This is a genomic window from Hyphomonas sp. UBA3601, from assembly GCF_002375605.1.
Taxonomy (GTDB): domain Bacteria; phylum Pseudomonadota; class Alphaproteobacteria; order Caulobacterales; family Hyphomonadaceae; genus Hyphomonas.
On record NZ_DFME01000031.1, the window covers coordinates 6,567 to 30,341 of the forward strand.

A 23,775-nucleotide genomic window follows, 5' to 3' on the forward strand; every position below is an offset into this window, starting at 1 on the left:
ACCGCCCGCCTGCTGGCGAGGGCCCTGAACTATCAGTCAGACGATCATGACGGCCCGTCGATCCGGCTCGACCCGAAGGGCGAGCATTGCGATGCCATTATGGCGAGCCGTCATCCGGACGTGCTGGAACTTGACGCCGCCAGCCGCACCGGCGTTGCCGACATGCGCGACCTGCTGGACGGGGCACGCTACGCACCGGTCTCGGCGCGGCACAAGGTCTACATCATCGATGAGGTTCACATGCTGTCGACGGCCGCGTTCAACGCGCTGCTGAAAACGCTGGAAGAGCCGCCGCCGCATGTGAAGTTCATCTTCGCAACTACTGAGATCCGCAAAGTGCCGATCACGGTACTGTCGCGCTGCCAGCGGTTTGACCTGAAACGGCTCGATGCCGTGAATTTGTCTGAACATCTCGGTCGGGTCGCCACGCATGAAGGGGCGAAAGTCTCGGAAGAGGGACTCGCTTTGATCGCCCGGGCTGCCGAAGGTTCCGTTCGCGACGGCCTCTCGATTCTCGATCAGGCCATCGTGCAGACCATGGATGGCGAAGAAGTCACTGGCGCGGCGGTGCGTGACATGCTGGGCCTCGGCGACCGGGCGCGCCTGCTGGATGCGTTCGAGAAAGCGATCTCCGGCAGTGCTGCAGAGGCGCTGGCCGAGGTGAAAGACCAGATTCATGCAGGTGCTGATCCGGCGGTTATCCTGAAAGACCTGATGGATGTCTGTGCCGATGTCTCCGTAGCTCAGGCCACGGGGGGAGAGTTCCAGTCTGCCGGGCCCGCCGAATGGACCCAGCGCACATTGGCCATGGCGCAGAAACTGACCGCTGCGCAGGCCGCGCGCTACTGGCAGATCCTGCTCTCCGGGTTTAATGACCTCCAGACGGCGCCTGACACGGCGACCGCGCTGAACATGATCATCCTTCGCCTTGCGGCGGCGGCAAACCTTCCGTCACCGGAGGAGGCTGCGCGCATGATCGCCGAGTCAGGCGGTGCGCCGGGAAAGCCTGAACAACATGGCATGGCCCCGTCTCCCGCCGGCGGGCTGGAGAGCTTTGCCCAAATTGTCGCCTATCTGGGTGAGCACCGGGAAGTGAACCTGCAGGTCGAGTTGGAGCGATACATTCGGCCAGGTCCTGTGCGCTACGGCTATTTCTCATGCGAACTTGAAGACAATGCACCAAACGATTTGCTCGCCCGGCTAAAGGCGTTCCTCGAACGCGACACAGGCGATGACTGGGTCGTCGAGCAGATCCGTACCAATGCCGAAACAATGCGCCAGACGGAAATTCGGACGCGCGAGGAATTGTTTGCCTCAGCGGCGGCGCACCCGGCTGTGGCAGACGCCTTGAAGAGTATTCCCGGCATTACCATTGTTGACGTGACCGAGCCTGCCGCAAGCGACGGCAACGTTATTGACCTGAACTCCAGACGATCGGCCTGAAGGAGGCCCGCTTCCCATGAAAGACCTTGGCAAGATCATGCAACAGGCCCAGCAGATGCAGGCCAAAATGCAGGAAGCGCAGGAAAAGATCGAATCGACCGAGGCCGAAGGGGTCGCCGGGGCGGGTCTTGTGTCGGTGCGCCTCAAGGGCAAGGGCGATATGGTCAGTGTCAGGATTGACCCATCATTGATGAATGATGATGCCGAAATCGTTGAAGACCTTATCAAGGCTGCGCATTCGGATGCGCGCAAGCGTCTGGATGAAGCCATGGAAAAGGCTATGAAGGATGCGACGCAAGGTCTTGGCGGGGGCATGTTGCCCGGCTTCAAGCTACCGTTTTAGGGGCGACTCAGTAGAGTTCCGGTTCCTTCGTGCTGAAGGCCGAGGCCAGCCAGCCACGATGGAAGACGCCGCGCATCGCCCAGAAATTCCGCTTTTGTGTGGACCAGAAGAAGATGCCAGCCATCGCGTAACAAAAAACAATCTTCGCCAGCGAAGCGAGCACAGTAATGGTCAGCGTGACCGTGTTGCGTGTGGTCAGGGAGTGGTAGCCGAAACTCATCCCTGAACGGAATTTGCGCTGGCGGATCCATTCGGAGTCCAGGCGCTTCGGGTCTACCGCTTCATGCACGATCGCCGCTTCGCTTATGCCAAACTTGGCGCCTGCATACCAGAGCCTGAAAAAGAACTCAGTGTCTTCGCCACCAGTCTTGCCTTTTTCGATCAGAAAGCGCTGGCCTTTCACGATAGGGGAACTGGCGCGCATCAGAGCGTTGCAGGTATGTCCGGTTTGCACCACGCCGCCTCGGCGTACAGGGACATTCGAATGGTAATCCTGCTGGCGCATCCAGTTGGGCGCCGTCTCAGGATAAACGGCGATGGCTGGGCCGAAGACAGCGTCCAGAGAATTCACGCGTGCCATCTGGAGCAGGGAGGCCAGCCAATCCGGTTCTGCCACTTCATCGTCATCGATGAAAGCAATCCATTGGGCGGTGGCGGCATCCAAACCGGCGTTTCTCGCGATCGAAATGTTGTTTGCGGGGGCATGAATGTATTTGACGGGCATGGACAAGTTTGCCGCGACGGCCTCGACCCGGTCGCGGGCCGATGGAGTTTCGTCATTGTCGATAACAATTGCGCGCGCCGATACGCCGTCCGGCAGGGTTTGCCGGTCGAGCGATCGCAGCGTGTCCTCAATTGAAGGCCTGCGATAGGTGCAGACGCAAATATCGATAGTCAATTCGGCGACCTCATAGGGGGCTTCATACGCGTCAAACATGTCGGGATACTTGCCAGCAAGTCCCATGCCACGCATGCGTGATTCCTCCAGATGGGAACAGTGTCAGAACTCTGTATCCTGGCTGGATGTGGCTATCAGCTCGTTTATAAGGCGTTCCGCATCATCGGGGGTGCGTGGATCCTGAGCAACAAGGGTGCGCGACCATACCAGATCATCAGTCCCTTGGGCGAACAGGGCGATTTGAGCCGTCTGGTCTATACCATCTGGACCTGGAACGCCGCCGAACATGAGGTTTAGACCGCCTTGCAACAGCTTACTGGCGGAGCTTTCCACATCGAATCTAACCTGGATAAGAGCGACCAGATGCTCTGGTGTGTCGACTTCGGAGGTCTGAACCGGACCAGGATTGACCGCAGCCTCCTCCAGCTTGATCGCAAGGAATTTTGCTCGTTCTTGTCCTTCGTCAGATTGATCGAACGCATCGGCTGGAACCGCGTTCGACAAGGCGTTGGCAAGGTTAATGCGAGCCGTTTCTGAGGAGTCCGATTGCGGTTCTCGCTGGCCAGAAGCAGTAACCAAAGTGACTTCGGCCAGCGGCGGCAGGTATGTTATTGCGCCGGTTGGTGGCAGTTCTGCTTGAGATATTGGGCCAGGTGCTGATGCACAGGCCCCCAGCGTCAAAAACAGACTCATCCATATCAGTCGCATCTCGCTGCCCTTGTGCCATCCCGGTGGAAAAGAGGATCAGCCTGAGCGGGAAGTCAAGCGGTGGGCAAACCACAGCGTTCAATAGACAATGCGGCATGTTCCTTATATGTTCTGAGCAGAATCGTGCGAGGATGCCCGTATGGACCCAATCATCATTATCGGCGGGGCCGGCTTTGACGTCGTGCACCTTGTTCTGTTCCTCCTGGCTCTCGCCTTGGCGGGCACGGCCTGGTGGCTTGCCAGCAAGTTCGGCGCGAAGACGGAGCGGCTGACACTGGACCTTGAGCGTGCGACCGATGAACTTGTCGAGGCGAAACAGCGCATCCGCACGCTGGAAGAGGTCTCGCGCAAGGCAGAGCTGGAGCTGGCCGAGGCGAAAGCCCGCAGCGCCGAGGATGAACGCAAGTTTGGCGAAATGGCGCAGGGTGTCCTCGAGCGCGCGAACAAGCAGTTTCTGCAGCTTGCGGATGAGAGATTCCAGCGACACAAGGAAGGCGCTGAAGGGCATCTCAAGGAGCTGATGAAGCCGATCGGCGAGAATTTCGATGCCTTTAAGAAACGGGTCGACGAAATCGAAAAAGTCCGCACCCAAGACAAGTCTCTTTTGTCGGAACAGGTCAAGGCGATTGGGGAAAGCCTGCACCGCAACACGCAGGAGACCGGCAAGCTGGTCAACGCGTTGACGGCTCCAAAGGGCGGCGGGCGCTGGGGGGAGATGACCTTGAGAAACGTCATGGAGCAGGCCGGCCTGTCTGCGCATTGCGACTTCTCCGAACAGGTGCATGACCAGACGGAGGAGGGACGCCAGCGACCGGATGCGATCATCCGTCTTCCGGGCGAGCGACAGATCGTGATCGACTCCAAAGTCTCGCTCGCCTCCTATATGGCGGCGGTTGAAGCCGAGGATCCGGCCCAGAAGGTCGTTCATCTGAAGGCTCATGCGACCAGCGTCCAGCGGCATGTGAGCACGCTGGCCTCAAAGGACTACCAGTCGAATCTGGGCAATCGCTTTGACTATATTGCGATGTTCATTCCCGGAGAGAATTTCTTCGCGGCGGCGCTTGAGCATTCTCCGGACCTGATTGAAAAGGCCATGAGCCGGCAAGTGATTGTGACGACGCCGACCACGCTGATCGCACTGGCCCGGACGGTGGCCCATCTCTGGCGCCAGCATCACCAGAATGAAAATGCGATGGCCGCGGCGGAACTGGGTGCAGAGCTTTACAGTCGGATGGGTGTAATGCTCGGCCATATCGAGAGACTCGGAAAATCGCTGAACGGCTCGGTGGACCATTTCAACTCCGCGATGGGATCGTTCGACAAACGAGTCCTCCCGACCCTGCGCAAGTTCGAGGACATGGAGATCGCCCCGCCCGCCAAGACGCTGGCTGAGCCCAAGCAGATCGAGAACAGGGCGAATGTATCGGAGAATACAGGGGAGCTGGACTTTGGCGGCGCCAAGAAGCCGCTGGCGGCGGAATGACGGCCAAGTGTTGACCAGAGGTCCCTGCGTGCATATCTGAAAAGCATGGCTATCAGAGAAATCCTCACCGTCCCTGACCCGCGTCTGAAGGAAGTATCGAAGCCCGTCGAGGGCGGCGTCACCGACGAGATTCGCGCGCTCATGGATGACATGCTGGAAACCATGTATGACGCGCCGGGTATTGGCCTCGCGGCGATTCAGGTCGGCGTGCCGTTGCGCGTGATTGTGATGGATCTCGCAAAAGAGGGCGAAGAGCCCCAGCCGCGCTATTTCGTGAACCCGGAAATCCTGCCTCTGACTGAGGACATGGCGCCTTATGAAGAGGGCTGCCTGTCGGTGCCGGACATTTTCGATGAAGTCGAACGTCCGACCGAGTGCCGCGTCCGCTACCTCGACTATGACGGCTTCAAAGTCGATGAAGTTGCAACCGGCATGTATGCGGTTTGCATCCAGCATGAGATGGATCATCTGGAGGGAACGCTGTTCATTGACCACCTTTCGCGTTTGAAACGCCAGCGCGCGATCGACAAGGTCAAGAAGGCCAAACGCCTGCACGCACGCGAATCGGCCTGATCGTCATGAAGAAGCGCGGCAGCTTCTTCGCGCGTCCTTGGGTTCGTTGGACCGCCGCTTTTCTCCTGGCTGCCCTGATCGTGATCATTGTGGGCGGCAGTGGGCTCATCCCATTCAGTATGTCGGGCGCAGTGCGCTGAGCCACTTGCGAAACGTTGCTTTCAAAATGACTCCGAACAAACTATTCCCGGCATGATGACCAAACCCCTTCGCCTTGCTTTCATGGGTAGCCCGGATATCGCCGCACATGTGCTGGATGCGTTGATCACAGCCGGACATGAGATCGTCTGTGTCTATTCGCAGCCGCCACGTCCCGCTGGCCGGGGCAAGAAACTGACTCCCACGCCCGTGCATGCCTTCGCTGAGGCCAGGGGGATCGAAGTGCGTACGCCCAAATCCCTGAAGAAATTGCCGGAGCAGGAGGCGTTTGCGGCGCTGGATCTCGATGCGGCTGTGGTCGTGGCCTATGGGTTGATCCTGCCGCAGGCCGTTCTCGATGCACCGCGCCTTGGCTGTCTCAACATGCATGCGTCGATCCTGCCGCGTTGGCGGGGCGCTGCGCCAATCCAGCGGGCCATCATGGCGGGGGACACCGAAACCGGCGTCGATGCGATGATAATGGAAGCCGGGCTTGATACGGGGCCGGTGCTTGCCTCGGCGCGCACGCAGATCACCGAAGAAGATACGGCCGGCAGCGTGCATGATCGGCTGGCCGCGCTCGCCGCAGAACTCGCGCCGCGTGCGCTTGAAGGCCTCGCCGATGGCAGCCTGACCCCCGTTCCGCAGACGGAAGAGGGGATGACTTATGCCGCCAAGCTTGGCCCGGATGACCAGAAGGTCGATTGGTCGCGGCCTGCGCGAGAGGTCGACTGCCATATCAGGGGCCTGTCGCCGTTCCCGGGGGCGTGGTGCTACTGGACGCCGCCGGGCAAGGACGATCCGGTGCGCCTGAAACTGCTGATGTGCCGTCGCTCCGGTCGGGAAACCACTGCGCCGGCCGGCATGGTTCTGGATGACGGCCTGCTGGTCGCTTGCGGCGCTGGCGGCGCTGTGCGTATCCTCCGCCTGCAAAAGCCAGGGGGAAAGCCAATGAATGCAGACCAATTCCTGCAGGGGCAGGCGATTGCTCCGGATACGGTGCTTGGCTGATGAGCTTCTGGATTCGTCCCGCCCGTGAAGAAGACCTTGATGAGATCGTTGCGCTGAATGATCTTGCCTTTGGCGGCAAGGCTGAGGGCCGCATGGTTCGGGATCTCGCCAAGAGCGGTGAGAGCGTGCTCTCACTCGTGGCGAGCGACGATAAGGCCATTGCCGGCCATATTCAGTTTTTCCGCATGCAGCTCGATGGCGAACCGGTGGCCGTCGGTCTTGGGCCAATGTCGGTTCATCCTGATTTTCAGAAGACCGGTATCGGCAGCGGCCTGATCCAGATGGGCCTGATGGCGCTGGAAGGAGCGGGGGAGCAGATTGTCTTCGTGCTGGGTCACCCCGAATACTATCCCCGGTTTGGGTTTTCCGCTGACCTTGCCCAGCCATTCGAATGCAAATGGTCCGGCGAGGCTTTCATGGCGCTGCGTCTTGATCCGGCGGCACCAACATCCGGCCGGTTGACCTATCCGGCGGCCTTTGGCTAGGGCCGCTGAATGCCACGTTACAGACTCCTCCTCGAATACAATGGTGGCCCGTATCAGGGTTGGCAGCGCCTGCCCGGAATTCCGACCGTTCAGGGCGCCCTTGAAGAAGCAGCCGCAAAGCTCGATGGTGCACCCGTTGAGGTGCATGGCGCTGGGCGCACCGATAGCGGCGTTCATGCGACAGGGCAGGTCGCGCACATGGATCTGCGAACTGACCGCGGAACCAAAGTGCCAGATGCGATGAATTTTCATCTGCGCCCACATCCGATTGCCGTCTTGAAGGCAGATAAAGTGGATGATGACTTCCACGCCCGCTTCAGCGCAACCGAGCGGCATTATCGCTTCATCATTATCAATCGACGCGCTCACCTCACGCTGGATGACGGTCGGGCCTGGCGGATATCGTCACAGTTGGACGCCGACAAGATGCATGAAGCCGCGCAGATACTTGTCGGGACGCATGACTTCACGACATTCCGCGATACGGATTGCCAAGCCAAGTCGCCGGTTAAGACGCTCAATGCGATCTCTGTTTCACGTTATGGAGATCGGGTCGAGATGACCTGTCGGTCGAAGAGTTTCCTGCACAGGCAGGTTCGTTCGATCATGGGTAGCCTGGTGGATGTCGGGCGTGGCAAGCAACCTGTCGAATGGATCGCGGAGATCCTGGCGGCTGCCGAGCGGACGGCGTGTGGGCCCATATCCCCTCCGGACGGGCTCTATCTTGAAAAAGTAGATTATGAATAGTCCCGCCTGACGCGAAGTCAGTCTGTGCATATTTCCGCTTCCGCTTTAGCCTTCCCTAAAAACAATAGGGAGCGAAAAGATGGCCATCGATTTTACGATACCGGAAGAGGCAAAAGAAGTCCGCGAGCGCGTGCGCAAATGGGTGCAGGAAGAATGCATTCCTGCTGAACAGGAAATGTCCAACGGTCGCGCGTTCAAGGACGTGTTGCCAGAACTGCGCAAGAAGGCGCGCGCGCAAGGCCTGTGGTTGCCCTTCATCCCAGTCGAGCATGGCGGAATGGGCCTTGGGCCGCTGGCCAATGCGCTGGTCCAAATGGAACTTGGCCAGAGCCATCTCGGTGCGCTGTCGATGAATTCGCAAGGTCCGGATGATGCGACCATGCTCACACTGTTGGCCCACGGCACCGACTTTCAGAAAGAAAAGTACCTGAAACCGCTGCTGAATGGCGAAAAGCGCATTTGCTATTCCATGACGGAGAAGGCGGCCGGCGCGGATGCCACTGGCATGCAGACGCGTGCGGAAAAGGACGGCAAGGGCAATTACGTCCTGAATGGTGAGAAATGGTTTTCCAGCGCCGCCACCGCTGCTGACATCGCGGTCGTCATGGCCAAGACCAATCCGGACGCGCCTCGCCATCAACAATTCTCCACCTTCATCGTGGAGCTGCCCAATCCGGGTTACAAGATCATCCGTGATATTCCCACCATGGCAGTGCATGGGCCCCACTATGAAGAGATGGGCGGCGGCCATGCTGAAGTGAAGATCGAGAACCTCGTCGTGCCGGAAGAAAATCTGCTCGGCGGGGAAGGGGGCGGATTCTCCATGGGCCAGCATCGCCTGGCCTATGGTCGCCTGCGTCACGGCATGCACAATGTGGCGATGGCTCAGCGCGCACTTGATCTGGCCACGGAACACGTCACGAGCCGTGAGACCTTCGGCCAACCACTGGAAGATCGCCAGGGTGTCCAGTTCATGCTGGCGGAATGTGCGAGCCAACTTTACATTGCCCGGCTGATGCTGATGCATATTGCCTACAAGGCCGAAAATGGCATGGATCTGAGACAAGAGAACGGCATCGCGAAAGTGTTCCTTGCGAACATGGTTCACAAGGTGGTCGACACCGCGATCCAGCTGCATGGCGCCCTTGGCTATTCGCTCGATACACCCCTGGCGGCTTGGTACACGCACATCCGGTCCCAACGCCTCGTAGATGGGCCGGACGAAGTGCACAAATGGATTACCGGCAAGAATGTTATTCGCGCGTTCCGGAAGGACGGCACGACCGCAGCCGCAGCGGGCGGGGATCTGCTTTGATCAAGCTGACCTTTTGCCTGCGCCGCTTGCCCCATCTGAGCCGTGAGGAATTCCAACGCTACTGGCGGGAGCAGCATGCCCCGCTGGTGGCGAAACATGCCGAAACGCTAGGCATCCTCCGCTATGTGCAATGTCACACGGGGCACGACGCATTGAACGGCGCCATGCAAGGGTCGCGTGGCGGACCGGAAGCGTATGACGGCGTTGCCGAACTGTGGTTCGAGAGCGAGGAAGCCATGGCCGCGAATACCAGCAAGGCGGCCGCGAACGCCGGTGCCGAGCTGCTGGAGGACGAGAAGAAGTTCATCGACCTTGCCAACTCGCCGCTCTGTTTTGGAAGGGAGTATGAGATCGTAGGTTAGTCGCAGCGCTCAACGTTCGCTTCGCCTGAAGTTCGCCGTGAACGTCACAACTCAGTTTTTTCGCGCGGACGGTTGTGCGCGCGAGCAGCCCGGATTGCCACGCATAGGGAACTTTGCCTCCTGTAGCGTGTTTTTGGAAATGTGAATTCGCTACAACTTCCGACTTGTGCTCGCTCTGCGGCGTCGAATGTCAAATACGCAGTGCTGGTTGTGCTGTGCTTGGTATGGCTCGTCCCAATCTCCGTGGCACAGACTTCGGATACGAGCGAAGATCTCAATCCGATCATCCAGACTCCTCCGGCGGTCAGCGATGCGTCCATCAAATCTCGTATTTCCGCCATCTTTGATGAGATCGAATCGCTGAATCGTGTGACGGTCGAAGTTAATCACGGTGTCGTACGGCTGGCCGGGGAAGTCCCCAGCTCCAGCGCTGTTGCCCGCGCCGAAGATCTGGCCTTGCGTGTAAATGGCGTTGTCACGGTTGAGAACGAAATCGACCGAAGCTTGTCAGTTCAAGATAGCGCGACGCCGTTTTTTGGGGACCCGTCTGATACGTGGGGAAGTGTTGTCCGCGCTCTTCCACTTTACGGTATCGCATTGGGAGTATTTCTCACGATTGCGCTGATTGGACACTTGGTTGCCTCTTGGCGGAGTTTTTGGCGTTGGATTCTGCCAAATCCGTTTCTCGTAGAACTGGTTTCGGGTGCGTTCCGTATTGTCTTGCTGCTGGTCGCTCTCGTGGTCGCGATGAGCATTTTGGGTGCTACAACGGTAATGGGAACTATTCTCGGCGGAGCCGGCGTCATCGGCCTGGCGATCGGCATTTCTGTCCGAGACACACTGGAAAACTACATTTCTTCCATAATGCTGAGTGTGCGCCAGCCATTCAGGGCAAATGAGCATGTTCTGATTGATGAATATGAGGGAAAGGTGATGCGCTTGACCTCTCGTGCCACCGTGCTGATGACGATGGATGGCAATCATCTCCGCATCCCCAACTCAACTGTTTTCAAGGCCGTTATCCTGAACTACACGCGCAACCCTGAGCGCCGATTTGAGTTCGACCTTGGCGTCGATGCGGCCGATGACCCTGTCGCGGCAATGCAGCTTGGCCTCGATAAATTAAAATCGCTACGTTTCGTGTTGGACCATCCAGAGCCGGAAGCTTTCATCCAGACGGTTGGAGACTCAAACATCATCCTTCATTTCATGGGATGGGTGGATCAGGCACAAACAAACTTTGCGAAGGGACGCGGCCTCGCGATAGCCGCGACCAAGGATGTTCTGGAAGAGTCGGGCTTTACTCTGCCGGAGCCGATTTATCGGCTGCGTTTCGACAGCGGCGTAGAAGATGCGCTAAAAAGCGGTAAACCGGAGATTGGCACGCAGCAATCTGCAGATGTTAGACGTCCCAAGCCCCATGTTGATACGCGCGAAGCGACGGATGTGGCGGCGGACAACACCCTTGATGAAAAGGTGGCGGCTGAACGCGCCAACAACACCGAAGATGACCTGCTGGATGAACAAAGCCCCGTGGAGTGAACGAGGTGAATGTGCATCGTGACGACGGCTACAGTGCGTTGGTCGGTAGAGCGTTTTCAAGGTCCGCGAGAATATCGACCAAATCCTCCAGCCCGACAGACAAACGGATCAGGCCGTCAGAGATACCATGCTCCAGCCGTTCTTCCTGTGAGTATGTCGAGTGGGTCATGCTGGCAGGATGCTGAATCAGGGATTCCGCGTCGCCGAGGCTGACGGCGCGCTGAATCAGGCGGAGCTGGTCCATCATGGCCGTTCCGGCTTCGAAGCCCCCCTTCAGCTCAAAAGCGATCATGCCGCCAAAGGCACTCATCTGGCGGCACGCAAGCTCATGTTGCGGATGACTTGGGAGGCCGGGATAGTAGACTTCGGAAACTGCAGGGTGGCGCTCCAGCCACTCCGCTACGGTCTGCCCGCTCTCACAATGGCGCGCCATCCGCAGTTGCAGTGTCTTCAGGCCCCGCATAACCAGCATCGCCGTCAGTGGGGCCATCACCGAGCCGGTCATGTCCTTCACGCCAATCATTCGAATGTCATGGATAAGGTCTGCGCGGCCACAGACCACGCCCGCGACGAGATCACCATGCCCGCCAAGGTACTTTGTTGCTGAGTGAATCACGAAATCGGCGCCCAGTTCGATTGGCCGGGTCAGGAGGGGCGACGCATAGGTGTTGTCGACCACCGTCAACGCTCCGGCCTGTTTCGCGACGGCTGAAACGGCGACAATGTCGACCAGCCGCATGTTCGGATTGGCCGGGGTTTCAAAATAGACGATCCGGGTCTGCTCGCTGATCGCTTCGCGCAAATTGTCTGGATCGCGCAGGTCGACATGAGTGACCTTCACGCCGAAGCGCGAAAGGCCGTCGCGCATGAACGCAAATGTGCAACCATACAGCGTCTTGTCGGTGATAATTTCGTCGCCTGGCTTTACCAATGTCCACAAGGTAGCGGAGATGGCGCCCATACCACTGGCGGTTGCAAGCCCCGCCTCTGCACCTTCGAGATTTGCCACTCTCGATTCGAGCAAGGCGACCGTTGGATTTGAGATGCGGGAATATATGTGCCCTTCGATTTCGCCTGCAAAAAGTGCTGAACCTGTTGCAGTATCAGGGAAAACGAAGGTAGACGTCATATGCACGGGCGGAGTAAGGGAGTGCGAATGATTTGCAGGTGCGTAGCCATGGTGGATGGCGCGCGTTGCGGGTCCGTGAGAGCGAGCGGTATCGTGTGGCAACGGGAAACCTCCTGAACTGTTCGCACAATCTAGCAGCACACTTGGGACATGTGCTGTCAATTTATGCCAATAAAGAAGCAGAGATTGGCAGAAATAACCAACTGGGGGTTATATGGACAAGATTGATGCTAAAATTGTGCGCGCCTTACAAGAGGACGGCCGCCTGACCAATCAGGATCTGGCCGAAAAGGTCGGATTGTCGCCTTCGCCCTGCCTGCGCAGGGTCAGGAACCTGGAGAAAGCGGGGATCATCAAGGGCTATTGCGCCACGATTGATCAGAAGGCGTGCGGGTATCCCATTACGTGTTTCGTGCGCATTCGCTTGTCGATCCACACCGAAGACACCATCCAGAAATTCGAGCGGATCGTGCATGATACGCCCGAAGTGCTGGATTGCCATTTGATGGCGGGCGGATCGGACTATCAGTTGCGAGTGGTGACCGGCGGACTCGATGAATATGAGGAGCTAGTACGCCATACGTTTCAAAAGCTACCGGGCATCTCGTCGGTTGAAACCAGTTTTGCCTATGGCGTCGTGAAGAAGTCCCGAGTGCTGCCCGTCAAGATCCAGTCCTGAATACCCGTTTGTGGCGGGTAGCGGCTGAAATTTGATGAAATTCCGGCTCTTCCTGTACTTGCGCCGTGATCCCGCATAGGCGCGGGGGAGGGACCTGCTATATAGGCAAGTGATGAGCACAGATTCCCTCGACCAGTCACCGCAAGAGCCCACTCTTGTTGAATCCCGCAATCGGACGAGCCGCCGTCCGGGCAAATGGCGTATTTCGAACATCATTGATGGCCGCGCGCTTCGTGTGAAGTTGACCGCTGCGGCGCTCGACAACCTCGGCGATGCTCAGGCGATGCGTAAGGCCGCACTGGACCATTTGCACGGGGCCATGTTTCGCGGCCGAATGATTGCACAGGAGCGCTTGCAACAGGGGGCCGAAGGGCTGGACACCGCGCGACTTCTATCTGCGGTGCAGGACGAGGTGATCCATGCACTATATGATTTTACCACGACGCACGTTCACCGCGCTCGCAACCCGACAGAGGCCGAACGCCTGGCGATTGTTGCTACGGGCGGATACGGTCGCGGGGTGATGGCGCCGTCCTCCGACACCGATCTTTTGTTCCTGCGCGCATACAAGGCCTCTCCGCACACGGAGAGTGTCATCGAGTATATGCTCTATGCCCTGTGGGATATGGGGCTCAAGGTTGGCAATGCGTTCCGTACGCCCGCCGAATGCGTGAAATTGGCGGCAGAGGATGTTACCATCAAGACATCCCTGCTGGATGCACGTTTCATGTGTGGCGACCAGGCATTGTTCGACGAGATGCAAGCCAAGTTCAAAAAGGATGCCGTCGAAGGCAAGGATGCTGAGTTTATCGCCGACAAACTGGCTGAGCGCGATGCGCGGCATGCGCGCCAGGGTGATGCGCGCTATGTCGTTGAGCCGAACATCAAGGAAGGCAAAGGTGGCCTTCGCGATCTGCAGACACTCTACTGGATTGTGAAGCACATTTACGGCGGTCAAACGTTGGAAGACGTGATGAAGGGCGGCCCCTTTACGCGGAGCGAGTACGGCTCATTTATACGATCCGCCAAGTTCCTCTGGACGGTTAGGTGTCATCTGCACTTCGTGACTGGCCGCGCCGAGGAACGTTTGAGTTTTGACCTGCAGCCAGAAATTGCGGCGCGTATGGGCTATCGCGACAGAACGGGTCAGCTTGGTGTTGAACGGTTCATGAAGCGCTATTTTCTGGTTGCAAAAGACGTTGGCGCATTGACGCGAATTATCGCCGCCAAGCTGGAAGCGGAGCAGAAGAAAAAGCCTGAAGGGTTTCGCCGCCTGCTGCCGCAAAAAACACCACAGGCGCTGGACGATCCTGGTTTTGTGATTGATTCTGGGCGGGTCGGCATCACATCAGAGGATGTGATGAAGCGTGACCCGCTGAACATGCTGCGGCTCTTCATCATTGCCCGGCGTGAGAACAAGGATATTCATCCCGATGCCCTATCGGCAATTACACGCAATCTGAGGGGCATCAACGAACAAGTTCGGGGTGCGGATGAAGCTCGCGCACTGATCCTCGACGCCGTCATTGGCAGCAAGGACCCTGCCTTGATTCTCCGCCGCATGAATGAAGCGGGTGTGTTGGGAAAGGCCATTCCGGAGTTTGGCGGGATTGTCGCGCAAACACAGTTCAACATGTATCATCACTACACGGTGGATGAGCATACAATCCGCGCAGTTGAGGCAATTGCCGAGATGGAGCAGGTCAACGCTGAGCGCGTGCCGCTTGCAACCGAAATATTCCCGCTGATCGAAAACCGCCGCGCGCTTTACCTCGCCATGTTGTTGCACGACACGGGCAAGGGACGGGGCGACCAGCAGATTGAAGGCATGAAAACGTCGACCCGCGCCTGTCAACGCCTTGGCATACCTGCGGACGAGACTGAACTTGTTGCCTGGCTCGTGGGCAACCATCTCGAACTCAGCGAAACGGCGCAGAAGCGCGACATTTCGGACCCGCGCACGGTGACGCAATTTGCCAATCTTGTGGGCTCATTGGAGCGATTGCGATTGCTCTATATCCTTACTGCAGCCGATATTCGAGCCGTTGGTCCCGGCGTATGGAACGCATGGAAAGGCCAGTTGATGGCCGATCTCTATCACAATACAGCCGCTGCTCTGCGCGGGGGGCGAGCCGATGAAGCGGGTGTGCAGGCGCATCTTGAGGGGCGTGCCGAGTCACGGCGCGAAGCGCTGGTTGAGGATTTAGGGAGTATTCCGCCGGTCCTGCTGGAAATGGAAACAGCGTATTGGACGGGCTTTGATGTGCCTGAGCTCACCTGGCATGCAACCGCCCTGAAAGGATCGGGCAACGTCGTATGCTACCGCTTTCCGCCGGAAGGCGGTGCGCTCACTCTGCTCGTATCAGGACAGGACCGGGCTGGGCTGTTTGCGGACCTTGCCGGCACATTGGCCAATCTCGGTGCAAACGTCGTTTCGGCGCAAGTCTTCACAAACCGCAGTGGACGGATTGTCGATATCTTCATGGTGCAAGACGCCGCGCAAAAGCCGTTCGGTCAAAAGGACGAGACGCGACTGAGGCGTCTCGAGACGGCGTTGGCGGAAACGTTGGATGGGGCCAGCGTCAAGGATCTGGCAACCTCCCGCACTGGACGCCGCCAGGCAGCCTTCCTTGTGCAGCCTTCTGCGCAAATCCGGAACGATGTATCGACCGAGTACACGGTGGTCGATATTGCCGGGCGAGACCGACCAGGCTTGCTCTATGATGTTGCCAGCGTACTGGCTGACAGTGGCCTGTCCATTCACTCGGCTCATGTGGGGTCTTATGGCGAGCGCATGTTTGACGCGTTTTATGTTCAGACGAGCGACGGAAAAAAACTGACAGGCTCTGCCCAGATTGAGACATTGAAGGATCGTCTTCTTGACGCATTGGGCCAGCATGAACCCGATGCGCCGGAAACACCGGCCCGGAAGCTGAGGCGTTCGCGCGCCGTGGACAGTTTCTGAGAATGCGATCAGGGATTCCTGCATGAGCGTCGCCCGCAATACCTTGGTGCAATCGTCCCTGACTTTGGGCAGCCGTATCCTCGGCATGGTTCGCGACATTCTGCTGATCGCGAAGATTGGTGCCGGGCCGATCGGCGACGCCTGGGCGACCGCGCAGCAATTCCCGAACCTGTTCCGCCGTATCTTCGCTGAAGGCGCCTTTGCCTCGGCCTTCGTGCCAACCTATGCCCGCACGCTGGAAGCCGAGGGGGCGGAAGCCGCGCGCGATGTGGCACAGGAGGCGCTCCGCGTCTTGTTCGCCGCGACAGCGGCGCTGACTATCCTTGCGCAGGTTTTCATGCCGTGGGTCCTGTTGCTGATCCATGGCGGGCAGGCGGATGATCCGGAAAGCTATGGCCTCGCGGTGCTGCTGACGCGGATCACGATGCCGTATCTGACCTTCATGGCCATCGCGGCGCTCCTGTCGGGTGTCCTGAATTCGGCTGAGCGATTCATCCTGTCGGCGGGCGCGCCGACCTTGCTGAACCTCTCCCTGATCCCGGCTGCCTTCGTGGCGCCGGATGCCAAAGGCACCGCGCTGGCGGCGGCGCTGGCCTATTTTGTTGCGGGCGTGCTGCAGGCAGGAGCACTCTGGTGGGGCGTCAACCGGCAGAAAGTACGTCTCAGCCTGATTGGCTGGCCCCGCATGACACCTGCCGTGAAGAAAGTGCTGAAGCTCGCCATTCCCGGTACGATTGCAGCGTCCGGTACGCAAATCAATATCATCGTCAGCCAGTCGCTGGCGAGTTTCGAAGTCGGCGCGAAATCTTGGCTCTATGCCGCTGACCGGCTTTACCAGCTGCCGCTCGGGCTTGTGGGGGTGGCCGTCGGTGTCGCCATCCTTCCGCGTCTCAGCCGGGCCGCGCGGGCGAGTGATGACGGGTCAAGCCGCCAGACGATGGATGAGGGCATTGGCCTCGCCCTGGCGCTGACCCTGCCGGCGGCCGCGGCGCTGATGATTGCGCCAGTCTTCCTCATCGACGCCTTCTTCACGCGCGGCGAGTTTCTGCCGTCCGATGCCACGATGTCCGGAAATGCGCTGTTTCATTTTGCATGGGGCGTGCCCGCCTTCGTGCTGATCAAGGTGCTCGCGCCTGCCTTCTTCGCGCGGGAAGATACCAGGACACCGATGCGCTTTGCGCTGATATCGGTCGTAATCAACACAGCGCTCGGTGCGGGACTGTTCTTCTGGATGAAGTCCAATGGTCAGGCGGGCTTCATCGGTCTTGCCATCGCCACCTCGATTGCGGCCTGGGTGAACACGGCGCTGCTGGCCCTGACGCTGATGCGGCGCGGCTGGTATGTTCCCGGCGCGCGGCTCGTCTCTGGGGTCGTCCGCGCTGCGGTCGCTACGGCGATCATGTCGGGCGCGGTTTGGTTTATGCTGGAAAATCTCACTCTGATCCGGGCCGAACTCTGGAATTCGCGCATTGTTTCGGCCGCCGCCATCGTGCTGGCTGGCGGCCTGATTTACGGGATTGCCGCCCTGCTGACTGGTGCAATCCGCATTTCTGACATTCGACAGGCTTTGCGGCGCTAGACAAACGCGCTAAAGCGCCTGCCCATGACTGATACACCTGAATCCTATAACGGCCCGCAGCGCATTTTCTCGGGCATCCAGCCAACTGGCAATCTCCATCTGGGCAACTATCTGGGCGCCCTGAAGAAGTTCGTGGATTTGCAGGAAGATGGTTGGGACGCAGTGTACGCCGTGGTGGACCTGCACGCCATCACGATGCCGGTGGAGAAGGGGGCTCTTGTGAGCCAGACTCGCCAGATCGCAGCGGCGTTCCTTGCCTGTGGCGTCGACCCAAAGAAATCCATCATTTATGCGCAATCGTCGGTGAAGGCGCATGTCGAGCTTGCCTGGATCTTCAATTGCGTGGCGCGCATGGGATGGGTCGAGCGGATGACGCAGTTCAAGGACAAGGCAGGCAAGGATGCCGAACGGGCGTCGGTTGGCTTGTTCACATATCCTGTCCTGCAGGCAGCCGACATCCTGGCCTACAAGGCAACGCATGTGCCGGTAGGCGAGGATCAGAAGCAGCATCTGGAACTCAGCCGCGATATCGCCGACCGTTTTAACCGGGAATACGACGCGCCGGGCTTTTTCCCGCTGCCGGAGCCGCTAATCAAGGGGCCGGGCGCGCGTGTCATGAGCCTGAAGGACGGCACGAAGAAAATGTCCAAGTCTGATCCGTCTGAGCTCTCTCGGATTGCGCTGGTGGATGACGCTGACACGATTGCGAAGAAGATCAAGAAGGCCAAGACGGACCTTGAAGGAGACATGCCAAGCGACGTGGAGGGCCTGAAAGGGCGTCCGGAAGTCGAGAACCTTGTCGGCATATATGCGGCACTCGCAGGCGAGACCGTCGAGGGTGTGCTCAAGCAGTATGGCGGGCAGGGATTTGGCGTTTTCAAACCGGCCCTGGCCGAGGTGACGGTCGCCCATTTGGCGCCGATCACACAGCGCTATCGTGAGATTCTGGATGACCATGCGTTTATCGACTCCGTCTTGAAAAATGGTGCTGAGCGTGCGGATGCGATCTCGGCGCCGATCATTGAAGATGTTCGAACGCGAGTTGGGTTCTGGGGGGCATAGTCTCTGAGTGCGGCGTACCCCTGCGGCGCCGCGCTCCATTGACCCCGATGACGGTCGGCCTACTTCTCGGGCAACGTTCAGTCGGTTGGAGTTCTTCTATGCGTATCATGGCACTTGTCGCATCCCTCGGTCTTGCGACCCTGGCAGCGTGTTCACCAGCCTCTCAAGGGGGTGAAAACTCGGTCAGCGTGAGCGAGGCATACATCGTGAAGCCGACGCCCGGTCGCGATGTTGCCGGAGGCGGTCTGACCCTTACGGTGACCGGTGATGCAATGGCGCTGGTGGGCGCAGATACTGACATCGCCGATACGGTCGAACTGCACACGATGAGCATGGAAGATGGTGTCATGAGAATGCGCAAGGTCGAGCAGCTGGACGTGTCCGAGGATGCGCCACTGGTGCTGGAAAGCGGGGGTGCCCATTTGATGCTGTTCGGCGTCAGCCCTGACATCGAGATTGGCGAGACGGTTGACTTGGTCCTCACTCTGACGGGTTCGGACGGTTCCGAATCGACCCTCACCACAGAAGCCGAAATCCGCGGACTTGGCGATTAAGCTCACCAAGGCGCAGTTTTTTGCGCCCAAGTTGCCTGAAATTTATCCTCCAAAACCATGCCGTCCGGCCAATTGGCGGGCAGGCATGATGCTTGCATATATTTAACAGTAAATAGACTGTTAAAATTCGCGGAACCTCGGCATAGTGTCCTGAACGCAACAGGTTCCGCGTGAGTGTGATTGAAAACAGGGTAGAGTGAATGGCATTTGATAGTCGCCTCCCCGCGGCATACCAGGAGGAAGGTCCTGTCGTGACTGTGCTGGGTTCCGATCATCTCGTAACATTCGACTATGCTGAGCCTAGCCCCATCATGTTGTTTGCCCAGCGCTGGTGGCGCCGGACTGTGACGCTTCTGAAAGTCGGCACGGTTGTATGCGCAGTGGCGGCGTATCCCATCATGACAGTCGCCTCCAATCGGATCGATGACAGCAGTATCGAAGTTGCGGGCCAGAACTGGACCTTGCCGGAAGTTGGTGTCTCGATCGTGAAAATCGCCCGTGAGCTGGAAGGTGCTGGCTGGGCAGGGGATCGTGCAAATTGGCACCCTCAAGCGCGGCTCACCGCCATGCCCGCTTGGCAACGAGCAACCGCAGATGCTCTTTCACAACACACTGCGCTTCTGGCGGATCTAACGGTCAAGGATGGCGACGTCGATTCAGATTTGAAGGCTGCTGCACGCCTCTTGAAAGGGGTGGAAGGCGAAGACATGCGCCCGCGTCTGACTGCGGCAGCCGAGGCGTTGAACCGTTACGACTCTCGCGCAGGCCGTGGCCTGGCAGCAACGCCAGACAAGGTAGTCAAATTGGCAGCTGAAGCGACTCTGTTTGCGAACTGGGCCGGAGCAGATCGGATCGATCTGTCCGTTCAGGTCAATCAGGATGTTGTTGAGTGGCCAGCCAGCAGGGTCGATATCGAGACATTTTACGGCGCGAAAGCCCGTGCACATCTCGCACAGCAAATGTTGGCCGCAGCACGCACTGCGGAGCCCCGCCTCGCGCGCCTGCCTTCGGTCAGTACGGCCTTCGATCGCGCCGAACTGGCCTGGAGCAGGGCGGCACAGATGAAGCCATTGGTCGTTTCGAACCAGAGCGGTGACGGCCCATTCATGGCCAATCATCTGGCAAGCATCGGCTTTTATCTCAGCGAAGCTCAGGATGCGTCCCGAAACCTGGCTGAAGCATTGGGTCAGGTCCCTGAGGGCGCACTCGAGAATGTTGCTGCATTGGAAACGCAACTCGCCTCTGCGCCGTAATCTCACGCTATCCCTTGAACCTGCACCTCGCCTGAGCCATCTGGATTGGTAAGATCGCAAGCCAGAAAGGGCCCCCAAGGCCATGTTCATTCAAACAGAACCAACGCCGAATCCGGACACCGTAAAATTCCTTCCCGGCCATCCTGTGGCGGGCGATGCTGGTCCGTTTGATTTTCCCGATGTGGCCAGCGCTCGAATGAGCTTGCTGGCGCGTGCGCTCTTTCAAGTCGACGGCGTGGAACGGGTTTTCCTTGGCAGCGATTTTGTGTCGATCAACAAGGAAACCGACAAGGACTGGAAACATGTGAAGCCGATGGTGCTCGCCGCCATCATGGATCATTACATGGCCGGCTTGCCGGTGGTGGAAGAGGGCGCAGCGCCGTCGGCCGATGCTGAAGCCAATGTCAGTTATGAGGGCGAAGCTGCCGAGATCGTCGAAGAAATTCGCGAACTTATCGAGACGCGTGTTCGCCCCGCTGTTGCCCAAGATGGCGGAGACATCATTTTTCACAAATTTGAGCCGGATACCGGTATTGTCCATTTGTCGATGCGGGGCGCTTGTGCGGGCTGTCCATCGTCGACCATGACCCTCAAGCAGGGGATTGAAAACATGCTGAAGACCTATGTGCCGGAAGTCACCGCCGTTGAGGCTGTGCTGTAGGTTTCGCGACATTTGGATTGCTGCCGACCGCATTGATTGTTCAGGCGTTTCCCGGCAAGACTCAGAAGCATATTTCAGGAACAGAAGGAAACAGGTCATGTCTCATCCGGTCAACGACCATGCGCTCGACGTGATATTTCGGGATGGACGCAGCTATAATGGGTTCCAGGACAAGGATGTGCCGGAAGTGCTGGTTCGAGCTGTCTATGACCTTGCCAAAATGGGGCCGACCAGCGCCAACTGTTCTCCGGCGCGTTTCGTCTTTGTATCTTCTGCGGAAGGCAAGGAGCGACTTCTACCGCTCGTCTCGCAGGGCAACCAGCAAAAGGTGAAGGAAGCCAAATGGTCCGTGATCATCGCATATGACATGGAGTTCCAGGAGAAAATCCCGAAACTGTTCCCGCACAATCCTAGCGCCAAGCACTGGTTTGATAGCAACCGTGAAGAGACAGCGTTCCGGAACGGGTCGCTGCAAAGCGCCTATTTCCTTATGGCGGCGCGCTCACTCGGCCTCGATACAGGACCGATGTCCGGCTTCGACATGGACGCCGTGAACAAAGAATTCTTCGAGAACCAGGATGGTGAAGAAAAGAGCTGGCGCGCCAACTGGATCTGCAATCTTGGATATGGCGACAAATCGACCATTTTTGCGCGTAGTCCGCGTCTGCATTTCGATGAGGCCTGTCGGATCGTTTAGTAAGCCATGCTCGTCCTTGGACTGAATACTGCCTTTTCGGCTATGGAAGCGGCCATTATACGCGATGGTGAAATTCTCGCCGATGCGCGCGAAACCATGGCGCGTGGACAAGACAAGGCGTTGCCAGGCTTCGTAGAGCGCTTGCTGGATGAGGCCGGCGTCTCGCTAGCCGAGCTTGACCGGATCGCTGTGGTGACCGGGCCGGGCAGTTTCACGGGCATTCGCATTGGCGTTGCCTATGCGCGCGGGCTGGCGCTTGTGACTGAAGTTCCCTGTATTGGCGTGACCAGCATTGAGGCCGCCATTCCCGCGGGAATGGAAGACACTGTGCTTGGCTGCATAGCCGCGCAGAAGCGCCCGCCGGAGCAGACATGGTGGGTGCAGGGTGTGTCCGGCAATCAGGGCCTCGCTGGCACGATGGAAGTGGGTTTAGACGAATTGAAGGCCATGCTGACCGGGTTTCACGCTCCCATCTTCATGCAGGGGAGCGAGGCGTTGGAGGAGATGGCAGAGGCGCTGGACATCCGCCCCCTAATTCCTTCGGCCGTGACGGCGGCCTTGAAAGCGCCCCTGTTCGACCCCGCGCAGCACCTGCCCGCGCCGGTCTATGCGCGCGAGCCAGATGCGAAGCTGCCGGAAACAAGAACCTGATGTCGGGCCTACTGGTGCTACGACCGGACGATGCGGGGCAGGTGGCCCTGTTGCATGCGAAATCCTTTAGTGAGAGCGAGGCCTGGAGCGCTGCTTCGATGCGCGATCTGCTCAAGGACCCGAACGTGCTGACCTTGGGCATCCTCTCCGATGGACAATTGGCCGCTTTTGTCATGGGCCAGACGGTGGCGGGTGAAACCGATATCCTGACCATTGCGACCGATCCGCACCAGCGCCGGAAGGGACTGGCCGGTCGCTTGATCAGCGCGCTGGTAAAGCGTGTGGGAGAACGGGGCGTCACGCGTATCATGCTGGATGTAGCAGAAGACAACCTGCCCGCTCGTGAACTCTATCGGGCGCATGGGTTCGCTGAAGATGGTCGCCGTCGACGCTATTACCGCGCCGCGCGAAACGTGCCTGTGGATGCTATCCTGATGTCCCGATCCCTGAGCCTGTAGGTCTTGTTTTCAGTTTCTTTGGGCGGCGCTCGAAAATGCATTATGTTCCTGATGAAACCGCCATGGAGGATATCCAAATGACCACAAATTCCGACCCGGCAGAGATTCCACAGGAAGTGTACGAGCTCTACGACGCCTATTGTCATGGCGACATGTCGCGGCGCGCCTTCTTTTCCGGCCTCAGCAAATATGCGGTCGGCGGCCTGACGGTTTCGACGCTCGCCGCCTGTGTGATGCCGGACTACGCGAAACAGCAAACCCAGCCAGGTGACGACGGCCTGTATGAGGAAATGCTGCTCTACGACTCCCCCAACGGAGCCGGCAATATGGAAGGTTATTTCGTGCGGCCGGCGGGGGCTGAGCAAGCATTGCCCGGCATCGTTGTAATCCACGAAAACCGCGGACTGAATCCTCACATCAAGGACGTGACGCGCCGTGCCGCGCAGGCGGGTTATGTCGCCTTCGCGCCTGACGCGCTCTACCCGCTCGGCGGTTACCCCGGAAACGACGATGATGGCCGCGCGATGCAGACAAAGCGAGATCGCGAGTCCATGGTGCAGGATTTCATGGCTGCGGCTGAGTTCCTGCGGGGCCATGTTGCCGCGAACGGCAAGGTCGGATGTGTGGGTTTCTGTTTCGGCGGGGCCGTATCAAACCTCATGGCAGTGCGTCAGCCTTGGCTCTCAGCAGCCGTGCCGTTTTACGGTGGTTGGCCAACGGTTGAGGAGGCTGCAGACGTGAAAGTGCCGTTGCAGATCCACCTGGCGGGCTTGGATGAGCGTGTGAATAGCGGTTGGCCGGTTTACAAGGCGGCTCTGGATGAAAACCGTGCCGAGTACGAGGCTTATATCTATCCGGGTGTGAATCATGGTTTTCACAACGACACGACCTCCCGCTACGATGAGGAAGCTGCACAGCTGGCATGGGCCCGCACCGTGGAGTTTTTCAACCTGCATCTGGGCTGACCGGGACGGATATCGCACCACCTGTTAGTGTGTTTGACACCTTATCTGACTGGACTTCCCTGAAATGTGAGGGC

24 protein-coding genes are annotated in these 23,775 nt (G+C 58.6%); 21 read left to right on the forward strand and 3 right to left on the reverse strand.

Annotation, left to right across the window (positions count from 1 at the left end):
* On the forward strand, nt 1-1,443 hold a 1,443-nt coding region (gene dnaX, locus B4F73_RS03260), incomplete at its 5' end, for a DNA polymerase III subunit gamma/tau (RefSeq protein WP_290482492.1).
* A 16-nt stretch (nt 1,444-1,459) separates the two neighbouring features.
* On the forward strand, nt 1,460-1,786 hold the full coding sequence (locus B4F73_RS03265; RefSeq protein ID WP_206992351.1) for a YbaB/EbfC family nucleoid-associated protein: 327 nt from the start codon (nt 1,460-1,462) through the stop codon (nt 1,784-1,786).
* Between the two features lie 7 nt (nt 1,787-1,793).
* Here the strand turns inward: B4F73_RS03265 and B4F73_RS03270 are convergent, their stop codons facing one another.
* Both B4F73_RS03270 and B4F73_RS03275 read right to left on the reverse strand, forming a co-directional pair.
* Nucleotides 1,794-2,759, reverse strand: coding sequence for a glycosyltransferase family 2 protein (locus B4F73_RS03270; protein WP_290481180.1), 966 nt, complete (start codon nt 2,757-2,759; stop codon nt 1,794-1,796).
* Nucleotides 2,760-2,786: 27 nt separating this feature from the next.
* Nucleotides 2,787-3,365, reverse strand: a complete 579-nt coding sequence (locus B4F73_RS03275) for a hypothetical protein (protein ID WP_290482493.1) — start codon at nt 3,363-3,365, stop codon at nt 2,787-2,789.
* A gap of 166 nt (nt 3,366-3,531) precedes the next feature.
* Here B4F73_RS03275 and rmuC point away from each other — a divergent pair, with 166 nt between their 5' ends.
* The 8 genes from rmuC to B4F73_RS03315 all read left to right on the forward strand — a co-directional run bounded on the left by rmuC (nt 3,532) and on the right by B4F73_RS03315 (nt 11,048).
* Complete coding sequence (gene rmuC, locus B4F73_RS03280; RefSeq protein WP_290482494.1) at nt 3,532-4,875, forward strand: DNA recombination protein RmuC; 1,344 nt, start codon at nt 3,532-3,534, stop codon at nt 4,873-4,875.
* 45 nt (nt 4,876-4,920) lie between these two features.
* Nucleotides 4,921-5,448 (forward strand): peptide deformylase, encoded by a 528-nt coding sequence (gene def, locus B4F73_RS03285; protein WP_206992355.1) that lies wholly within the window; start codon nt 4,921-4,923, stop codon nt 5,446-5,448.
* Between the two features lie 195 nt (nt 5,449-5,643).
* Complete coding sequence (gene fmt, locus B4F73_RS03290; protein ID WP_290926962.1) at nt 5,644-6,597, forward strand: methionyl-tRNA formyltransferase; 954 nt, start codon at nt 5,644-5,646, stop codon at nt 6,595-6,597.
* Nucleotides 6,597-7,082 (forward strand): GNAT family N-acetyltransferase, encoded by a 486-nt coding sequence (locus tag B4F73_RS03295; RefSeq protein WP_034816053.1) that lies wholly within the window; start codon nt 6,597-6,599, stop codon nt 7,080-7,082. The genes fmt and B4F73_RS03295 overlap by 1 nt, the downstream gene beginning before the upstream one ends.
* Before the next feature lie 9 nt (nt 7,083-7,091).
* Nucleotides 7,092-7,829 carry a tRNA pseudouridine(38-40) synthase TruA gene (gene truA / locus B4F73_RS03300; protein ID WP_206992356.1) on the forward strand — a complete coding sequence of 246 codons (738 nt, stop codon included), beginning with the start codon at nt 7,092-7,094 and terminating at the stop codon, nt 7,827-7,829.
* A gap of 79 nt (nt 7,830-7,908) precedes the next feature.
* Nucleotides 7,909-9,144, forward strand: coding sequence for an acyl-CoA dehydrogenase family protein (locus B4F73_RS03305; RefSeq protein WP_206992357.1), 1,236 nt, complete (start codon nt 7,909-7,911; stop codon nt 9,142-9,144).
* Nucleotides 9,141-9,506 carry an EthD domain-containing protein gene (locus B4F73_RS03310; RefSeq protein WP_290482496.1) on the forward strand — a complete coding sequence of 122 codons (366 nt, stop codon included), beginning with the start codon at nt 9,141-9,143 and terminating at the stop codon, nt 9,504-9,506. The genes B4F73_RS03305 and B4F73_RS03310 overlap by 4 nt, the downstream gene beginning before the upstream one ends.
* A gap of 201 nt (nt 9,507-9,707) precedes the next feature.
* Nucleotides 9,708-11,048 (forward strand): mechanosensitive ion channel domain-containing protein, encoded by a 1,341-nt coding sequence (locus B4F73_RS03315; RefSeq protein WP_290482497.1) that lies wholly within the window; start codon nt 9,708-9,710, stop codon nt 11,046-11,048.
* 28 nt (nt 11,049-11,076) lie between these two features.
* On the opposite strand, the gene B4F73_RS03320 is transcribed toward B4F73_RS03315, so the two are convergent.
* Complete coding sequence (locus B4F73_RS03320; RefSeq protein WP_349679534.1) at nt 11,077-12,279, reverse strand: methionine gamma-lyase; 1,203 nt, start codon at nt 12,277-12,279, stop codon at nt 11,077-11,079.
* 112 nt (nt 12,280-12,391) lie between these two features.
* Between B4F73_RS03320 and B4F73_RS03325 the strand changes: the two genes are divergently transcribed.
* From B4F73_RS03325 to B4F73_RS03375, 11 genes are all read left to right on the forward strand, one after another.
* Nucleotides 12,392-12,856 (forward strand): Lrp/AsnC family transcriptional regulator, encoded by a 465-nt coding sequence (locus tag B4F73_RS03325; protein ID WP_290482499.1) that lies wholly within the window; start codon nt 12,392-12,394, stop codon nt 12,854-12,856.
* Nucleotides 12,857-12,968: 112 nt separating this feature from the next.
* Nucleotides 12,969-15,821: a [protein-PII] uridylyltransferase gene (locus B4F73_RS03330; RefSeq protein WP_290482500.1), complete on the forward strand. Its 2,853-nt coding sequence runs from the start codon at nt 12,969-12,971 to the stop codon at nt 15,819-15,821.
* 22 nt (nt 15,822-15,843) lie between these two features.
* Complete coding sequence (gene murJ, locus B4F73_RS03335) at nt 15,844-17,400, forward strand: murein biosynthesis integral membrane protein MurJ (protein ID WP_290481171.1); 1,557 nt, start codon at nt 15,844-15,846, stop codon at nt 17,398-17,400.
* A 24-nt stretch (nt 17,401-17,424) separates the two neighbouring features.
* Complete coding sequence (gene trpS, locus B4F73_RS03340; protein ID WP_206992364.1) at nt 17,425-18,462, forward strand: tryptophan--tRNA ligase; 1,038 nt, start codon at nt 17,425-17,427, stop codon at nt 18,460-18,462.
* Between the two features lie 98 nt (nt 18,463-18,560).
* Nucleotides 18,561-19,016 (forward strand): copper chaperone PCu(A)C, encoded by a 456-nt coding sequence (locus B4F73_RS03345; protein ID WP_206992365.1) that lies wholly within the window; start codon nt 18,561-18,563, stop codon nt 19,014-19,016.
* A gap of 200 nt (nt 19,017-19,216) precedes the next feature.
* A complete protein-coding gene (locus B4F73_RS03350; RefSeq protein WP_290481170.1) occupies nt 19,217-20,269 on the forward strand; it encodes a hypothetical protein in 1,053 nt (350 codons plus the stop codon).
* A gap of 82 nt (nt 20,270-20,351) precedes the next feature.
* Nucleotides 20,352-20,930: a NifU family protein gene (locus B4F73_RS03355; protein WP_290481169.1), complete on the forward strand. Its 579-nt coding sequence runs from the start codon at nt 20,352-20,354 to the stop codon at nt 20,928-20,930.
* A gap of 97 nt (nt 20,931-21,027) precedes the next feature.
* On the forward strand, nt 21,028-21,627 hold the full coding sequence (locus tag B4F73_RS03360; RefSeq protein ID WP_290481168.1) for a malonic semialdehyde reductase: 600 nt from the start codon (nt 21,028-21,030) through the stop codon (nt 21,625-21,627).
* Nucleotides 21,628-21,633: 6 nt separating this feature from the next.
* Nucleotides 21,634-22,278 carry a tRNA (adenosine(37)-N6)-threonylcarbamoyltransferase complex dimerization subunit type 1 TsaB gene (gene tsaB, locus B4F73_RS03365; protein WP_206992369.1) on the forward strand — a complete coding sequence of 215 codons (645 nt, stop codon included), beginning with the start codon at nt 21,634-21,636 and terminating at the stop codon, nt 22,276-22,278.
* The gene (gene rimI, locus B4F73_RS03370) at nt 22,278-22,736 is read left to right on the forward strand and encodes a ribosomal protein S18-alanine N-acetyltransferase (protein ID WP_290482501.1); all 459 of its coding nucleotides are present in this window, start codon (nt 22,278-22,280) and stop codon (nt 22,734-22,736) included. The genes tsaB and rimI overlap by 1 nt, the downstream gene beginning before the upstream one ends.
* A 77-nt stretch (nt 22,737-22,813) precedes the next feature.
* The gene (locus tag B4F73_RS03375) at nt 22,814-23,701 is read left to right on the forward strand and encodes a dienelactone hydrolase family protein (RefSeq protein ID WP_290482502.1); all 888 of its coding nucleotides are present in this window, start codon (nt 22,814-22,816) and stop codon (nt 23,699-23,701) included.
* Nucleotides 23,702-23,775: the final 74 nt, after the last annotated feature.